Genomic DNA, 15404 nt, shown 5'->3' with positions numbered 1-15404 from the left:
TTAAAGGTGAGATACTGATGCGCAAAGGTTTCTGGCTGATTTTATTACTGAATATCTGCGTTTTGCTTGCGGGCTGCGGTATCGCTGAGGATAAAATCGTCAATATCAGCGATCGTCACAGCAAATCGTCTGTTTCGCTGACTTTTTTTGGAAATAAAGTGGAACCGGGCAATGTCAAAGCGATCGAGACTATTTTAAATAAGTATATGCAGCTGCACCCCGAGGTGCAGATTTCTTATGAAAGCCTGAAAGGCAACGAGTATTTTAAGATTTTAGAAACACGGCTGCGTTCAGGTAATGGCGATGATATTTTTATTATCGACCATGACAGGCTGCTTGCTTTTGAGGAAAAAGGTTATCTGGCGGAGCTCAGTGACGTGCAGGGTATGGATGACTTGGCGCCGGTCGCTTTGCAGCAGCTGCAGGCGGAAAAAGGCTATTTTTATATGCCTACTTCCATTTCGGCCCTGGGTCTGTTTTGCAATCTGGATCTGCTGAAAAAATATAATCAGACGGTGCCGAAGGATTGGCAGGAATTTACGGCAAGCTGTGCTTTTTTTGACGAACAGGGTATTTTGCCGCTGGTAGTGAATAAAGATCTGTCGCTGGCGACGGTGATTTTGAGCGGCGGCTGGAACGAGTATTATTTGAACGGACAGGCGGAGATGCTGTGCGGGCGGATCAATTCAGGGGAGCTGCAAGTAGGCGAGTCGTTGCACCGTGGCGTGCAGATGGCGCAGGCGCTGTGTTTGTATACGGATACCGAAGCAGCTTTGCAAAGTAATAAAAACAGCGATGACTATAAAATATTTGCCAAAGGGCAGTCGCCGTTTATGCTGACGGGAGCCTGGAATACGGGACGTTTGAAGCAGCTGCGGCCGGATTTTACTTTTGGGGTCTATCCTTATCCGCTGTGCAGGGACGGCGGTATACTGATGCTGAATATCGATACACGGATGGCCGTTAATGCTGATAGTCCGCATCTTGCGGAAGCAAAAAAATTTCTGAGCTTTTTTGCGCAGAAAGAAAATATGGAATTATATGCGGCCAGTCAGAATTCTTTCAGCAGCCTGAGGGGCAGCAGTGTTTTGCCGGATGCAGAGCAGCAGCCGCTGAGCGAGGCTTTACGGTCGGGGCGGATCATGCTGGGGTCGGATGACCGGATCAAGGTACCGATCTGGTCGCGTGCATTCAATGCGGGGCAGGCAATTTTGAGGCGGCAGCCGTTGGAAAAGGTAGATGATATTTTAGATGCGGAAACCTGACTGGGGCGGGAAAAACAATAAGCTGTTTTATTATAATCTGTTGGTCACAGGGGTCGTTATTGCTGTTTTGCTGACGACTGTTATTTACTATGTGAGCCGGGTGCGGCAGGAGCTGTGGCTCAATTCTGTCAACAGTGTGCTGGAGATTACGATCCAGGGCCGCAACAATCTGCAGAAGCAGCTTGAGGGAGACTTTGAAAAAAACGCATCGATCGCCAGGCTGGCTGCTTTTGGCAGTGCCGGTTCCAATGAGGCTGCGGCAGGATATTTATCTAAGCTGATCAATGAAGACGGTTTGTATTATTTTGTTCCCGGCGGCAGTCAGTCGAAAAATATAGATCTGGAAGCGGTACGGCTTTTGCAGCAGAAACGCGGCGGGAAACAGGGGATAATCGAGCCGCATTTTAATTCTCAGACCGGCCGCAGGGTTTTTGATATTTTTACTGAGGCCAGCTTAAACGATGGCACAGTGTTTTACCTGCTCAAGGAGTATCGGGTCAGTAAAACTGTGGAAGAGTTTATTATGACTTTTTACGAGAAACAGGGTTTTTCGTATATTGTTGCCAGCAGCGGTGATATCGTGCTGCGTCCGGTGCACCCAAACAGCAACAAAACAGTGCAGAATGTTTTTGATACTATTGATGCGGATGAGGACGGACAGGTGATCGCCGGTCTGCGGGAAGCGTTGTTTAAACAAAAGACCGGCTGGGCTGAGGCGGCGTATAAGGGCAGGAAAAACCTGATTTGTTATGCGCCGCTGGAAAATGCGCCGGGGTGGAACATGGTGACGATCATCCCCAGCGATGTGGTCAATAAGCAGGCGGAGCAGATCATCAGTAAGACGATAGTGCTGCTGACAGTTTTCTGCGTGAGTATCGTTGTACTTTTAGGCTGTTATTTTCTGGCTTACCGCAAATATACCTGGATGATGCATGAACGCCGTTACCGTGATTTCTGGTTTGATATGCTGTCACAGAACATAGAAAGCTGCTTCCTTATTTATGACCCGGTGACTAAAACAGTAGACTATGTATTTGAAAATATCAGCAGGATTCTGGGAATTTCCCGTGAAGCGGTCAGCGCTGACCTTAATGTGCTGACAGAGACGGCCGCAGACGGTTCTTTGAAGGAGGTCCTGCGGCAGATTCAGGAAAATCAGCTGGGTGGTAATTATAACGGTTCTTTCAGCTATTATAATGCCGTGACCGGTGATGTACGCCAGTGTAAGATCAGGATCTATCCGGTCGAGGATGAACATTTGGGGTACAAGTACATAATTTGTATTGAAGATGATACGGATGAACTGCGGATCAGAAAAATGCTGGAAGAGTCGCTGACTACGGCAGAGGCTTCCAACAGGGCCAAACGTGAATTTTTATCAACGATGAGCCATGACATCAGGACGCCGATCAACGGGATCGTGGGGATGCTGGATATTGCCAATGCCAATCTGGATAACAGGGAAAAACTGTGCGACAGCCTGAAAAAAATCAAGCTGGCGTCAGGGCATTTACTGGAGCTGATCAATAAGGTGCTGGAGATGTCGCGTATCGAAAACGGCAGTCTGGTACTGACGGAAGAGCGGCTGGATATCGAAAGTCTGCTGAGGGAAGTGACCGAGATCATCAAACCGGCGGTCCAGCAGAAAAAACATCAGCTGCAGCTTTGTATAGGCGAATTGAAACACCGCAGCGTCTATGGGGACCGTCTGCGTCTGCAGCAGGTATTTATCAACCTGCTTTCCAATGCCGTAAAATATACGCCGGCAGGAGGAAGGATCAAAGTGCTGCTGCGGGAAGAACCTGTCAGGGTTTCCGGTTATGCCTGCTATACTTTTAGCGTCAGTGATAACGGTATCGGGATGAGTGAAGAGTTTCAGAAGAAGCTGTTTACTGCTTTCAGCCGGGCTGACGACAGCCGGATCAATAAGATCCAGGGCAGCGGGCTGGGGATGACGATCGTGCAGAATATCATCCTGCTGATGCTGGGCGAGATCAAAGTGGAGAGCGCTATCGACCAGGGCAGTACCTTTACCGTGACCTTCAATCTGAAGCTTGATAATGCCGGATCGGCTGAAGAGGAGGAGCAGGAACCGCAGGATGAAATAGCGGAACCGCTGCTTGGAAAACGTGTGTTACTGGTAGAGGATAATGAACTGAATATGGAAATTTCTGTGGAAATGCTGAAAATGCTGGGAGCAGAGGTGCTCAGCGCCTGGAATGGCGAGGAAGCGGTGGCAATAGTAAAAGCTGCGCCGCCGTGGAGTATCGATCTGGTTTTGATGGATATCATGATGCCGGGGATGAATGGTTATGAGGCTACGGCGGTGATTCGTGGTCTGGGGCGCGAAGATGTGAAGCAGCTGCCGATAATCGCCCTGTCGGCCAATGCTTATTCAGAAGATATCCTGGCTGCGAAACGGGCCGGGATGAATGACCATATCGCCAAGCCGATAGAATTTGCCAGACTGAAAAAGGCTTTGCAGAAATTGCTGTAAATATGGAAAACAGCCGCGATAAAAAAGTGCGCTGCCTTACAAGTGTTAGAGAAGCTCTAACTTTTGCAGGCAGCGCAGCAAGCGCGGCTGTTTTTATTTTCTTACCCGCAGGCTCTGCGCGGTGTAGGTCACCAGGGGTATGTAGTTCTGTTTTTCCGCATAGGGAAAGACGAACAGTCCGTCAAATCTCATACAGGCGTTTTAAATATTGGTCGAACTGGGGGACAGTAAAATCCACTTCGCCGCGTCTGGTGGCATAAATGAACCCTTTGTGGATAAGCTGTGCCCGCAGCGGCGAGATATTTGTTGGAGCACGTCCCATTTCATGGGCGATTTGCGTGGTAGAACAGGGCAGTGATCCGCATTTGACCATTGCTTTCATAAATTCCAGTTCTTTGGCAGTTGCTCTGTCGTGACGTACCTTAAAGAACCCTGTGTCAAGCTGTTCAATAAATTTAGAATAAGCATTCTGGGCAGCACTTAAGGTGATTTCTTTTTCGTCATTAACAAAATCCCAGACCTGTCGTCCGTATTCTTGTAAAAAATAAGGATAACCTTCGGTGATACCGACGATATATTTCAAAGCTTCCGGATGATAAGTAACTCCAAGTTTTTTTGCTGGTTCACTAAGAGCAAGTTCAGCAGCTGTTTCTGTTAGTGAATCTATTTGGATAAATTGGAAGAGCCGTTCGGCGTATGATTTAATATCGCCGGCAATCTTGGCTATTTTGGGCAGTCCGGCGGCAAAAATGACTATAGGATAACCTTTTTGCTCTATCCTGTGGATAGCGGAGATCAAAGCGGCGAATTCATCGTCACGTAAATATTGGATTTCATCAATGAATAAAATAGCGCCGCAGCCTGCTTTTTCTGCTAAAGTACCCAGAGAAAGCAGTAAATCTGTAAGGTCGTTTTGGAAATCGCCGGTATCGGCAGCGCCTTCGGCTTTCAGAATATCGGGGTCAATGCCCAGGCTGACGTCACCATCTTGTCCATAAGTGATCTGGAAAGCTTTTAAAACGCCAAGAGCCTTTTCTGCATGCTGGCGCAGGTTTTCTTTAGCGCTTATTTTCCGCATCAGTTTATTGATCGCTAAAGCAATAATCCGTTTGAAAGAATATTGTTCGGCTATTTCTATATGTTCGTAACGGACATTTTTATCGTCTGCCATTTTTTCTATTTCGTTAAGAAGTACAGTTTTACCAACACCACGCAAACCGTAATAGATCACGGATCTGGCAGTAAAACCATAGGCTATGGCAGTAATGAGCTTAAAAGCTTCTTCAAGAGCCTGCTGTCTGCCTGCCAGATAACGTGGCATTTTTCCGGCTCCGGGAGTATAGGGATTGACCAGATAATTTTCTACCATTGCGCTCACCTTTCTTTATTTACGAGTTTAAAAACGTATAAATATATACTAACGCTACTATAAGCTTATTTTAGCCTATAAAGATTGAAAACGCAATAAAAAGTCTATAAATTGGTGCGTTGCCAATAAAGATTGCGCTTGTGCCGTCAGATTAAATTAATAAAAACTGCTTTTTAACATTATGTTAAAAAGCAGTTTTTATTTACTATTTTCTCACCCGCAGGCTCTGCGCAGTGTAGTTTACCAGGGGTATGTAGTTCTGTTTTTCCGCATAGGGAAAGACGAACAGTCCGTCAAAGGCTTTGCCGTTACGTTCGCTGTGCGTTACAGCAGCCATACAAGGCTGGCCGTCGGCCGTGCAGCTGAGGTAAAGGTAGTTGATCAGCAAATTTTCCGCTGTTCTCCCGCTGCCGGCATCTACGATCTTAGCGCTGGTGATCTGTTCAGGTAGGGCCAGCGGCGCCGGATCAGTAGGATAGTCATAGCGTGGTGCCGGGATATATGCATATTCTTCATTGGGCCCTAAAGGGGGCAAGGGTATTTCGACACGGTTTTTAACAGCGTCACTGAATACTTTGGTTCTGACCGGGTCCGCGTCGACGGCGGCAAAGGTCATCAGCACGGTATTGCTCTGGGCCCGCATCAGCATGGGTCCGACGCCTGGCAGTCCGGCGATGGTGTCGGCACCGAAGTCTTTGGGCAGCGACAGGCTGTAATAAGGATCGCCGTTATAGGAATAATAATAAAAATCCTGCGGCCAGATCACGCGCAGCGGTTTTTCCTGCGGTATCGGCGGTGTGATTTTTTTGATCACCGGTTTGGGCGGTTCCGGCTGAGGTGCGGCCGGCTGTACTTTGCCTTCCTTATCTTTGACCGGAGCCGCTTTTGTACCTGCAGGAGGCTGTTTGGAAGCGTCTGCTGCAGAGACAGGTTCTGACGCAGCAGCAGGTTCTGTGTCTGCTTTAGTTGATGTCGCTACGTCATTTGCTGCAGGTGTGACTTTAGCCGTAGCGGCGTCAAAAGTATGGGCCTGTGCCTGCGGCGTGATGCTGATCCCTGCGGCAGGCGGATCACTGTCAGATTTGTCTGTTTCTGTCTGAACAGACGGTACCGTATTTTTTATTTTTTCTCCACCGGGGTCAGCTGCCCAGACGGGAACGATCTCGCTTAACAGAGCCGCTGTAACGATAGCGGCCAGAAAAAATTTCATAGCACTTACTCCTCCAGGCCTGCGGCGATGATACCGCCGCCGACTACATAATCACCGTCGTAAAAGACCACGGCCTGTCCCGGTGTGATAGCTCTTTGCGGCTCGTCAAAGGTGACTTTTATCCTGTCGTCTGCCAGCGGTTCGATAAGGGCCGGAACGTCTTTCTGCCGGTAACGGGTCTTGGCCGTGACGCGCAGGGGCGCTTCCAGCTTATCGATGGTGATCAGGTTGCAGTCCTCGGCCAGCAGCGCCTTTTTGAACAGAGCGTCATTGGGGCCCAGAATGACCGTGTTGCTGGCAATATCTTTGTCGATCACATAAAGCGGGTATTCGTAAGCGATGCCCAGACCTTTGCGCTGACCGATCGTGTAGTGGATCAGTCCCTGATGTGTACCCAGTACCTGGCCGTTCAGGTGAACGAACTGGCCGGGCTGCGCTTTTTGTCTGGTAGTGCGCTCAATAAAAGCTGTATAATCGCCGTCGGGAACAAAGCAGATGTCCTGACTGTCGGGCTTGTGTGCCGTTATCAGGCCGTGTTTTTCGCTCAGCTGGCGGATCTCTGGTTTGGTAACATCTGCCAGCGGCAGCAGGATATGCGCCAACTGCTGTTGGGTCAGGTTAAAGAGCATGTAGCTCTGGTCTTTAGCGTGGTCATCGCCGCGGGCCAGCAGCCAGCGGTTGCTTTCAGCGTCAAAAACGATGCGGGCATAGTGGCCGGTAGCCAGATAATCACAATCCATCAGTCGGGCCCGGTCAAGCAGTTCGCCGAATTTGATATGTTTGTTGCAGTCGACGCAGGGATTGGGCGTGCGTCCGGCCTCATATTCGCTGATAAAACGGTCGATAACGCAGCGCTTGAAGCAGGGGCTGAAATTGAACACATAGTGGGGGATACCCAGCTTATGTGCCACCAATTTAGCATCTTCCACATCGCTCAGCGAGCAGCAGGCGCTGTCCTGCTCCAAGCCCAGATCCTCGTTGGAGAACATCCGCAGCGTGACGCCGGTAACGTCGTAGCCCTGCTGCTGTAGAAGCAGGGCGGCTGCCGAGCTGTCAACGCCGCCGCTCATGGCGGCTAAAACTTTTTTCTTCATAATTTATAGTCCTTCAGGGGTCAGGCGTCAAAGGAAGCGCAGGCTTCGTTGATAGCGGCTTCGTCTTGGCGCATGGCCAGAATAGTTTTTTCGATCAGTTCGTCCACGGTCCAGCCCAGCCTGGCGGCGCCCTGTTCAATAACGTCGCGCGAGCAGCCTGCCGCGAATTTTTTGTCTTTGTATTTCTTTTTGACGGATTTCAGTTCCAGATCCATGACGCTTTTGGAAGGGCGCATAATAGCTGCTGCGCCGATCAGGCCCGAAAGCTCGTCGATAGCGAACAGCACTTTTTCCATCTGATGCTGCGGCTCGATCTCGTTTTGCGCCAGGCCGTAGCCGTGGCTGGCAGTAGCGCGGATCAGGCGTTCGTCCAGACCGCGTGCGCGCATCAGTTCCTGTGATTTGATGCAGTGCTCAGTCGGATAAACTTCAAAATCCAGGTCGTGCAGCAGACCGACCTGAGCCCAGAAAGCTGCTTCGTCGGCATAGCCAAGTTCATTGGCAAAGTATTTCATGATGCCTTCTACCGTCAGTGCGTGCCGCAGGTGAAAAGGCTCCTTATTGTATTCTGTCAGCAGTGCCCAGGCTTCATCACGAGTTAAAGTGGCCATGAAAATCAATCCTTCCGTTTATGCGCATTGATGCGTATTTAATAGAATAATTATACCATAAAGGCACGTATGAACACTAGGCTCGAAAACACCTCGACAAGGGTTCAAACAGTACCATAAAACAAGCGCAGAGGTGTACTCTGCGCTTGTTTTTCAGGAGAGGGTAAGTTGGATTCAGTCGCCGATAAAGCCCGGGGTAGACAGGTAACGTTCGCCTGTATCGGGCAGCAGGGCGACGATTTTTTTGCCGGCGTTTTCTGGCCGCTGTGCCAGCAGTGTTGCGGCATAGGCAGCGGCACCGGAAGAGATCCCTACCAGCAGACCTTCGTGTTTTGCCAGTTCGCGGCTGGTCGCAAAAGCGTTTTCGGCGTCGACGGGGCGCACTTCGTCCACAACGCTGCGGTCAAAGTTTTGCGGGATGAAATTGGCGCCGATACCCTGGATCTTATGCGGGCCGGCCTGACCGCCGGACAGGATCGGTGAAGCGCTGGGTTCCACAGCGACGATCTTGACATGCGGATTTTTTTCTTTCAGATAAGCGCCGACACCGCTGACCGTGCCGCCGGTACCTACGCCGGCAACGAAAATATCGACCTCGCCGTCGGTATCGCGCCAGATTTCAGGACCGGTAGTCGCCTTATGGATGGCCGGATTGGCCGGATTGTCAAATTGTCCGGGGATAAAAGCATTGGGGATTTCGGCAGCCAGTGCTGCTGCCTTGTCGATAGCCCCCTGCATGCCCAAAACGCCGGGAGTGAGCACCAGCTCGGCTCCGTAAGCCTTCAGCAGATTACGGCGTTCCTGGGACATGGTTTCGGGCATGGTCAGGATCGTGCGGTAGCCGCGGGCTGAAGCCACGCTGGCCAGACCGATGCCGGTATTACCGCTGGTCGGCTCGATAATGACCGAATCTTTTTGCAGCAGTCCCTGTGCTTCGGCGGCGTCGATCATTGCCATAGCGATACGGTCTTTAGCGCTGCCGGCTGGGTTAAAGTATTCCAGTTTGGCGATGATAGTCGCCTGCGGTGCAAATTTTTTATTATAGTTGGTGAGTTCCAGGAGCGGAGTGTTGCCGATCAAGTCGGTCAGACTGTGAGCGATTTTAGTCATGATATCAAAACCTTTCTTCAATAAATTAAGCTGTAAGCGGTACTTTACTTACAACATCGGCATTTCTGCCGCTGCCGTTCCACCAGGTCAGCCAGGGTAATGTTATCGACTACTTTATTCACGGCGTCTTTGATCTCGCGCCATACTTCCATAGTTACACATTCGTCTGCTCGGGTGCAGGCGTCCTTAGTATCGTCTACACAGGCTACCGGGGCCAGATCGCCTTCCAGCAGCCGCAGTATCTCGCCTACGGTATATTCCTGCGGCTGTTTGGCGAGCATATAGCCGCCCTGGGCGCCGCGGGCGCTTTTGACAAGTCCGGCACGGCTCAGCTGGGTAATGATCTGTTCCAGATATTTATCGGAAATATCCTGCCGCTGGGAGATATTTTTAATGGGGATGAAGCTGCCGGTATGATTGTAAGCCAGATCCAGCATCAGCCGCAAAGCATAACGTCCTTTGGTAGAGATTTTCATAAGCACACGTCCTTTCAAAAGCTTGACTTTATTTTACTACTAGTTTACTAGGAATTCAATAGCTGAATAAGAAAATTTTTGCACACAAAAAATTTACAAATATAATCTTGACAAAATTACTAGGAATTACTATACTGAAGATGTAATCATACTGAACAGCTAGGAATTAAGAAAGGACGGATCGCAATGCGGGAAGTTTATTTAGATAATGCGGCCACGACTAAGGTCAGGCCGGAAATAGCCGAGGCAATGGCCCGGTCAATGGTAGAAAATTACGGAAACCCTTCCAGTATCTATAAGGCAGCGCAGCGTGCGGCGGCAGCTATTGCCACGGCCCGTCAGCAGGTGGCCGACCTGATCGGCGCTTCGCCGAAGGAGATCATTTTTACAGGCGGCGGCAGCGAAGGCGACAATATGCTTATTAAAGGCGTGGCTCGTGCCAACGCCAAAAAAGGCAGACATATCATCACTACGCAGGTCGAGCATCATGCGGTGCTGCATACCTGTGAGGAACTGGCGAAGGAAGGCTTTGAGATCACCTATTTGCCTGTGGACGAATTCGGCCGGGTGACGGCAGCTCAGGTAGAAGCTGCCCTGCGTGACGATACGATCCTCGTTTCGGTGATGTATGCCAATAACGAGATCGGTACGGTCATGCCGATCAGGGAGATCGGCGCTGTATGTCGGGCGCACAAGGTGCTGCTGCATACTGATGCCGTACAGGCGGCGGGGCATATCCCCATCGACGTTAATGACGATAATATTGACCTTTTGACACTGACGGCGCATAAGTTCCACGGCCCCAAGGGCGTAGGCGCGGTGTATATCCGTCAGGGTGTGCGCGTACTGGCGCTGATCGTCGGCGGCGGACAGGAAAAAGGCCTGCGTGCCGGTACTGAAAATACTGCCGGGATCGTAGGGCTGGGGCTGGCGGCAGCTTATGCGCAGGAAAATATGGCGGCTAATGCTGGGAAAACCCGCGCTTTGCGTGATAGATTGATCGCCGGTATCTTAGATAGGATACCCGAAGTAAGGCTGAACGGCCATCCCACCGACAGACTGCCGAATAATGTCAATGTCAGCATCAGATATATTGAAGGCGAAGGCCTGCTATTGCTGCTTGACCATCTGGGCATTGCGGCTTCCAGCGGCAGTGCCTGCACGTCCGGTTCGCTGGACCCGTCACATGTTCTGCTGGCTATCGGCTTGCCGCATGAGATTGCGCACGGTTCGCTGCGTCTGACCTTATCGGAAGAAAACAGCGATGCCGATGTCGATTATGTTTTAGAACAGCTGCCGCTGATCGTTGAAAAATTGCGGGCGATGTCGCCCCTTTACCATAAGTAAGAAAGCAGGTGTAATCAATGGCTTACAGTGAAAAAGTAATGGAGCATTTTATGAATCCCCGCAATGTGGGCGTAATGCCCGATGCCGACGGCGTCGGTGAAGTGGGCAATGCCAAATGCGGTGATATCATGAAGATCTTTATCAAAGTCAAAGACAATATCATTACCGATATCAGCTTCCAGACCTTTGGCTGCGGTGCGGCGATCGCTACCAGCAGTATGGCGACGGAGCTGGCTAAGGGCAAATCTGTCGAAGAAGCGCTGGCGTTGACCAATCTGGCCGTAGCCGAAGCGCTTGACGGTTTGCCGCCGGTCAAAATGCATTGTTCCAATCTTGCTGCTGACGGTTTGCGTGCCGCTATTTATGACTACAAGGTCAAAAACGGCATGTCTACCGAAGGTATAGATGTTTGTACAGGCTGCTGTCACGACTGCGGCCATTAACAGCTGATTTTGCTGTTAAAATTTTCAGTTCCAACTCCTCCTTTTACTCACATTAGTTTTACAGAAAAGCCGATGGTTAGCGCCATCGGCTTTTTTGTGGTAAAATAAGAAGCATAAATTATCAAACCAATAATTTTCCACCGGAGGATGAAACAATGGCAGCAATCGATATTGAAAAAGAGTTTAAGCATTATCTGGAAATCTTTACCCACGACGAAGAACTGGGCAAGATTTTGGCAAAGGTATCCTTTCAGGAATTGTTCAACGATAAATTTTTAACAGAAAACAGTAAATATACCTCGATGGACGACCTGATCTGGCGCAGCGGCTTTGGCATCATGAACCTGCTGGAGGTAGAGCAGGTGAACCAGGATAAATGGAACGAATATATTGCCAAAAACACTGAATGCAAAACCTGGCATGAATTCGGTAAACTGGCCATGATCGACTGGATGAAGCATAAATTGGAAGAAGCGAAACAGGCCAAAAACTGATTTAAGCGGCACCGGGGCGAAGGCTTCGGTGCCTTTTATTTTAAGGAAGTGATTTTATGGCGGCGATTTTGCACGCACTGCAGGGAATTTTGACGATCGTTATCATGATAGCTACCGGTTTTTATCTGTCCCGTAAAGGCTGGTTTTCTGAAAGTTTTAGCGCGGCTGTAGCCCAGCTGGTGACTAAGGTTTGTCTGCCGACTTATATGATCGTCAATCTGACGGTCAATTTCAGTCACGACCAGCTGGTCGCGATGAGCGGCGGCCTGCCTGTGCCGATCATTTCCATGGCGATGGGCTATTTTATCGGTCATGCGGTGGCAAAATTGCTGAAGGTACGGAGGGAACGGGTCGGCGTATTTTGCACAGTTTTTTTTGTATCCAATACTATCTTCATCGGTCTGCCGATGACGCTGGCTTTGTTCGGTGAAGAAGGTATCCCTTACGTGATGCTGTATTATATGGTCAACACGACGATGTTCTGGGTCGTGGCCGTTCACGATATGGCTTCGGATGCAGGGGTGGCTGCGCCGTGGCTCAGCCGCAAGACCTTGAAGGTGGTTTTGAATCCGCCGCTGTTGGGCTTCTTTGCGGGTATTATTTTGGTAATGCTGGATTGGCGGCTGCCAATGCCGATAGAAGCGTCTTTTCGCTATCTGGGGGGGATGACGACGCCGCTGGCGATGCTGTTTATCGGTATCGCGATCAGCAAAGTTTCCCTCAAGGATGTCACCTGTGACCGTGAACTGGTGGCGGCAATGGTGGGCAGGTTTGTTATCTGTCCTCTGTGTGTTATGGTCTGTCTGCCGTTTTTCCCGCTGCCGAAATTGATGAGCGATGTATTTGTCATGCAGGCGGCCATGCCGGCTATGACGAACACTGCTATCGTCTCAAAGGTTTATGGCGGCGATTATAAGTATGCGGCCATGCTGACAGTAGTCAGTACGCTGCTGGCAGTAATAACGACGCCGTTTTATATGTGGGTACTGCGCGGCTGACCTGTTTGCTTAAACAAGTCTTTGTTCGCCATAAAAACAGAAAATACGAACAAATTTTTATAAAAACTCTTGACAAACAAAACAGTTCGGTTTATTATATGTTTAACGAACAGATGTTTTGAAAGGTCGTGAAGTTATGAAGAAGTTGTTTGTATTAATGCTGATGACTACTATCTTATATACGGGCTATAATTTTTTACAGGAGGATACTGTTTATCATTACGAACAGATCACTGTACATACTGGCGATACCATGTGGGCGATCGCTGACCGCTGGGCCGATCAGGGTGAAGACGTACGCGAAGTCATTTACCGCATCTGTGAGACCAATTCACTGGCGAACACTAATCTGAAACCGGGACAGAAACTTTTGATCCCTGTGAAGATGCAGTTTGTCGACCAGTTGATGGTAGCAGAGGCCGGCGATACTAAAGGCTGATACTTACAGCGCCGGCGTAGGAAACTGATAAAAGTAAATAATAATGCGTTAGGGCGCAGTAAAAAAGACGTGCTTGCCGTTTGGCAAACACGTCTTTCTGTTTTTTATATCTAGCGTTGGGGCAGAGACTTTCTTTTTTATTGGCTTGGGAGCTGATAGAAAAGGAAGTTTTTTTGATTTTTAAAAGCTCATTTTGGAACGGAGCTTCAGCAAATAGCGGGCGGACAGCTTGCTGGCCGACTGCGTACTGGTTAACGCGGCAGAAAAAGTAAATCACACAAAAAATTAAGCGTGTCTTGTGGGGGGGTACAACAGTGTTATAATATAAAAGAATATAGCTAATATTTAAAAAATATTCACGAAAAAGATTTTTTGAAGGAGCAAAGGATAAATATTTAAAACAAGACAGGGAGAGCTAAAAGATGAAAACTGAAATTTTAAGTTTAGTGCTGTTATTAAGCTGTACGACCGCTTCGGCGGCAGCAGTTCTGCCAAACAGCAGCGTGGATCTGCGCGCTTTGGAGGAAAACCGGGCCCAACAGGAAAAAACGGCCGTGCTGACTAAGGAAGAAGCAAACCAGGAGGTCAGCGGCAGCAGAAAATTTTATCTGGAAAAGTTTGTCTTTACCAGTGCTGACGAGCTGCCACAGGATGAGCTGGCAGCGCTGCTGCAAAGCTACGTCCGCCGTGAAGTGGATTTTAACGAAGTGCAGCAGGCGGTCGATAAAGTCACCATGTATCTGCGCGGACAGGGCTATGCAGTGGCTACGGCATTCCTGCCGCAGCAGGAAATCAGCGGCGGAATTATTGAGATCAGAATAGTGCTGGGACGTCTGGGCGCAGTGCAGATCAATAATACTGCGGATTTGGCGGACGGTCAGGCACAAAAAGCTGCGTCAGTCTTACAACAGGGCGAAGTGCTGCGTACAGACAGGCTGGAAACCGTTTTGAACAATCTCAACGATCTGGCCGGCATCACAGCCGTAGGTATCCTAAAGGCAGGACAGGCCCACGGCACCAGTGATTTTGTGATCAATATCGAAGCTGACCGCCCTGTTGAAACGATTTTATATACAGACAACTATGGCAATAAATACAGCGGCCGCTACAGATATGGCTTCCAGACCACAGTCAATAACCCCGGTAAGCTCGGCGATAAATTTTTTCTGGGCGGGATGCTCTCCAATGACAACCTGCACAACTATAATCTGGGCTACGAAATGCCGGTCGGCAGCAGGGGCACGAAGCTGGGCGTCAGCTATAGCCTGATGGACTATACCCTGAGCGGCTTTTATAATATCCTGGACGCGGTCGGCAGGGCTAAAACCTTCAGTATCTACGGCACTACGCCACTGGTGAATACTTCTTCCAATTATCTGGCGGCAGTCTACGGCTACGATAACCGGCAGCTGCAGGACGAGCTGCGCGTCTTTGGTATCGATACTAAAAAACACAGTAATGCGCTGCATGCCGGCGTCGTGGGCAATGTCAAAGGCTCTGCCAGCTATACAGGCTACAGCGCTTTGTATTATATGGGGAAGCTGACCTATGACGATGCCAGCAGCTATACCGAGGGCAGTTACCATAAATTCAATACCGACATCAACCATATCCGCAGGTTGGGCAACGTCTGTAACCTGCATCTGAACTTTCACGGCCAGCTGGCCAGCAAAGACCTGGACGGCAGTGAACAGTTTGTTTTGGGCGGTGCTAACGGCATAAGAGCCTACCCGCAGGGTGAAGCCAGCGGCGACAGCGGTTACCAGGCTACGGCCGAGCTGCGTTACGCCACGCCGCTGCCCAATCTGACCCTGGCCACCTATATCGACTGGGGCGAAGTAGAGCTGGGCAAAAGCTACGGACAGCACAGTAATCTGGCAGGCTGGGGCGTCGGGCTGCAATATGCCAGAAGCAACGACTACTATCTGAGGCTTGATTATGCACGCAAGCTGAACGGTGAAGCCTTTACCAGTGAAGAAAACGATAAAAACGGACGGCTGTGGTTCTTAGCATACAAAATATTGTAAAACAGATAGGAAAAGGATGGGGGA

The 15404-nt window shown here is 49.7% G+C and carries 14 protein-coding genes; 8 read left to right on the top strand and 6 right to left on the bottom strand.

From position 1 onward, the window contains the following. Positions 1 to 17 precede the first annotated feature (17 nt). Positions 18 to 1265 carry an ABC transporter substrate-binding protein gene (locus Q4G98_RS05145; protein WP_177562463.1) on the top strand — a complete coding sequence of 416 codons (1248 nt, stop codon included), beginning with the start codon at positions 18 to 20 and terminating at the stop codon, positions 1263 to 1265. Then, positions 1252 to 3762: an ATP-binding protein gene (locus tag Q4G98_RS05140; protein WP_177562461.1), complete on the top strand. Its 2511-nt coding sequence runs from the start codon at positions 1252 to 1254 to the stop codon at positions 3760 to 3762. The genes Q4G98_RS05145 and Q4G98_RS05140 overlap by 14 nt, the downstream gene beginning before the upstream one ends. Before the next feature lie 181 nt (positions 3763 to 3943). On the opposite strand, the gene Q4G98_RS05135 is transcribed toward Q4G98_RS05140, so the two are convergent. From Q4G98_RS05135 to Q4G98_RS05110, 6 genes are all read right to left on the bottom strand, one after another. Continuing rightward, complete coding sequence (locus Q4G98_RS05135; RefSeq protein WP_177562459.1) at positions 3944 to 5131, bottom strand: ATP-binding protein; 1188 nt, start codon at positions 5129 to 5131, stop codon at positions 3944 to 3946. Positions 5132 to 5336: 205 nt separating this feature from the next. Then, on the bottom strand, positions 5337 to 6341 hold the full coding sequence (locus Q4G98_RS05130; RefSeq protein WP_301961872.1) for a hypothetical protein: 1005 nt from the start codon (positions 6339 to 6341) through the stop codon (positions 5337 to 5339). 5 nt (positions 6342 to 6346) lie between these two features. Continuing rightward, positions 6347 to 7435 carry a tRNA 2-thiouridine(34) synthase MnmA gene (gene mnmA / locus Q4G98_RS05125; RefSeq protein WP_177562455.1) on the bottom strand — a complete coding sequence of 363 codons (1089 nt, stop codon included), beginning with the start codon at positions 7433 to 7435 and terminating at the stop codon, positions 6347 to 6349. 20 nt (positions 7436 to 7455) lie between these two features. After that, the gene (locus Q4G98_RS05120) at positions 7456 to 8046 is read right to left on the bottom strand and encodes a hydrolase (RefSeq protein WP_177562453.1); all 591 of its coding nucleotides are present in this window, start codon (positions 8044 to 8046) and stop codon (positions 7456 to 7458) included. A 174-nt stretch (positions 8047 to 8220) separates the two neighbouring features. Continuing rightward, complete coding sequence (cysK, locus tag Q4G98_RS05115; RefSeq protein WP_177562451.1) at positions 8221 to 9156, bottom strand: cysteine synthase A; 936 nt, start codon at positions 9154 to 9156, stop codon at positions 8221 to 8223. A gap of 44 nt (positions 9157 to 9200) precedes the next feature. Next, a complete protein-coding gene (locus Q4G98_RS05110) occupies positions 9201 to 9632 on the bottom strand; it encodes an Rrf2 family transcriptional regulator (protein WP_177562449.1) in 432 nt (143 codons plus the stop codon). Between the two features lie 186 nt (positions 9633 to 9818). On the opposite strand from Q4G98_RS05110, the gene nifS reads away from it, so the two are divergent. From nifS to Q4G98_RS05080, 6 genes are all read left to right on the top strand, one after another. Next, the gene (gene nifS, locus Q4G98_RS05105) at positions 9819 to 10979 is read left to right on the top strand and encodes a cysteine desulfurase NifS (protein ID WP_177562447.1); all 1161 of its coding nucleotides are present in this window, start codon (positions 9819 to 9821) and stop codon (positions 10977 to 10979) included. Positions 10980 to 10996: 17 nt separating this feature from the next. Beyond that, entirely contained in the window at positions 10997 to 11422 is a 426-nt protein-coding gene (nifU, locus tag Q4G98_RS05100) for a Fe-S cluster assembly scaffold protein NifU (protein ID WP_177562445.1), read from the top strand. Positions 11423 to 11577: 155 nt separating this feature from the next. Next, positions 11578 to 11916 (top strand): hypothetical protein, encoded by a 339-nt coding sequence (locus tag Q4G98_RS05095; RefSeq protein ID WP_177562439.1) that lies wholly within the window; start codon positions 11578 to 11580, stop codon positions 11914 to 11916. Between the two features lie 56 nt (positions 11917 to 11972). After that, entirely contained in the window at positions 11973 to 12914 is a 942-nt protein-coding gene (locus tag Q4G98_RS05090; protein ID WP_293548602.1) for an AEC family transporter, read from the top strand. A 136-nt stretch (positions 12915 to 13050) separates the two neighbouring features. Continuing rightward, entirely contained in the window at positions 13051 to 13353 is a 303-nt protein-coding gene (locus tag Q4G98_RS05085; protein WP_177562435.1) for a LysM peptidoglycan-binding domain-containing protein, read from the top strand. Between the two features lie 422 nt (positions 13354 to 13775). After that, positions 13776 to 15380 carry a ShlB/FhaC/HecB family hemolysin secretion/activation protein gene (locus Q4G98_RS05080; RefSeq protein WP_301961871.1) on the top strand — a complete coding sequence of 535 codons (1605 nt, stop codon included), beginning with the start codon at positions 13776 to 13778 and terminating at the stop codon, positions 15378 to 15380. Positions 15381 to 15404 lie beyond the last annotated feature (24 nt).

The sequence above is a fragment of the uncultured Phascolarctobacterium sp. genome (assembly GCF_958349595.1).
Lineage (GTDB): Bacteria > Bacillota > Negativicutes > Acidaminococcales > Acidaminococcaceae > Phascolarctobacterium.
This window is presented reverse-complemented; position numbering and strand designations above follow the sequence as displayed.

Bases quoted from the DNA above. Each gene is read 5' to 3' on its own strand.
- cysK (WP_177562451.1), bottom strand. From the start codon at position 9,156: ATGACTAAAATCGCTCACAGTCTGACCGACTTGATCGGCAACACTCCG.
- Q4G98_RS05145 (WP_177562463.1), top strand. From the start codon at position 18: ATGCGCAAAGGTTTCTGGCTGATTTTATTACTGAATATCTGCGTTTTG.
- Q4G98_RS05090 (WP_293548602.1), top strand. From the start codon at position 11,973: ATGGCGGCGATTTTGCACGCACTGCAGGGAATTTTGACGATCGTTATC.
- Q4G98_RS05120 (WP_177562453.1), bottom strand. From the start codon at position 8,046: ATGGCCACTTTAACTCGTGATGAAGCCTGGGCACTGCTGACAGAATAC.
- Q4G98_RS05140 (WP_177562461.1), top strand. From the start codon at position 1,252: ATGCGGAAACCTGACTGGGGCGGGAAAAACAATAAGCTGTTTTATTAT.
- Q4G98_RS05080 (WP_301961871.1), top strand. From the start codon at position 13,776: ATGAAAACTGAAATTTTAAGTTTAGTGCTGTTATTAAGCTGTACGACC.
- Q4G98_RS05110 (WP_177562449.1), bottom strand. From the start codon at position 9,632: ATGAAAATCTCTACCAAAGGACGTTATGCTTTGCGGCTGATGCTGGAT.
- nifU (WP_177562445.1), top strand. From the start codon at position 10,997: ATGGCTTACAGTGAAAAAGTAATGGAGCATTTTATGAATCCCCGCAAT.
- mnmA (WP_177562455.1), bottom strand. From the start codon at position 7,435: ATGAAGAAAAAAGTTTTAGCCGCCATGAGCGGCGGCGTTGACAGCTCG.
- Q4G98_RS05130 (WP_301961872.1), bottom strand. From the start codon at position 6,341: ATGAAATTTTTTCTGGCCGCTATCGTTACAGCGGCTCTGTTAAGCGAG.
- nifS (WP_177562447.1), top strand. From the start codon at position 9,819: ATGCGGGAAGTTTATTTAGATAATGCGGCCACGACTAAGGTCAGGCCG.
- Q4G98_RS05095 (WP_177562439.1), top strand. From the start codon at position 11,578: ATGGCAGCAATCGATATTGAAAAAGAGTTTAAGCATTATCTGGAAATC.
- Q4G98_RS05085 (WP_177562435.1), top strand. From the start codon at position 13,051: ATGAAGAAGTTGTTTGTATTAATGCTGATGACTACTATCTTATATACG.
- Q4G98_RS05135 (WP_177562459.1), bottom strand. From the start codon at position 5,131: ATGGTAGAAAATTATCTGGTCAATCCCTATACTCCCGGAGCCGGAAAA.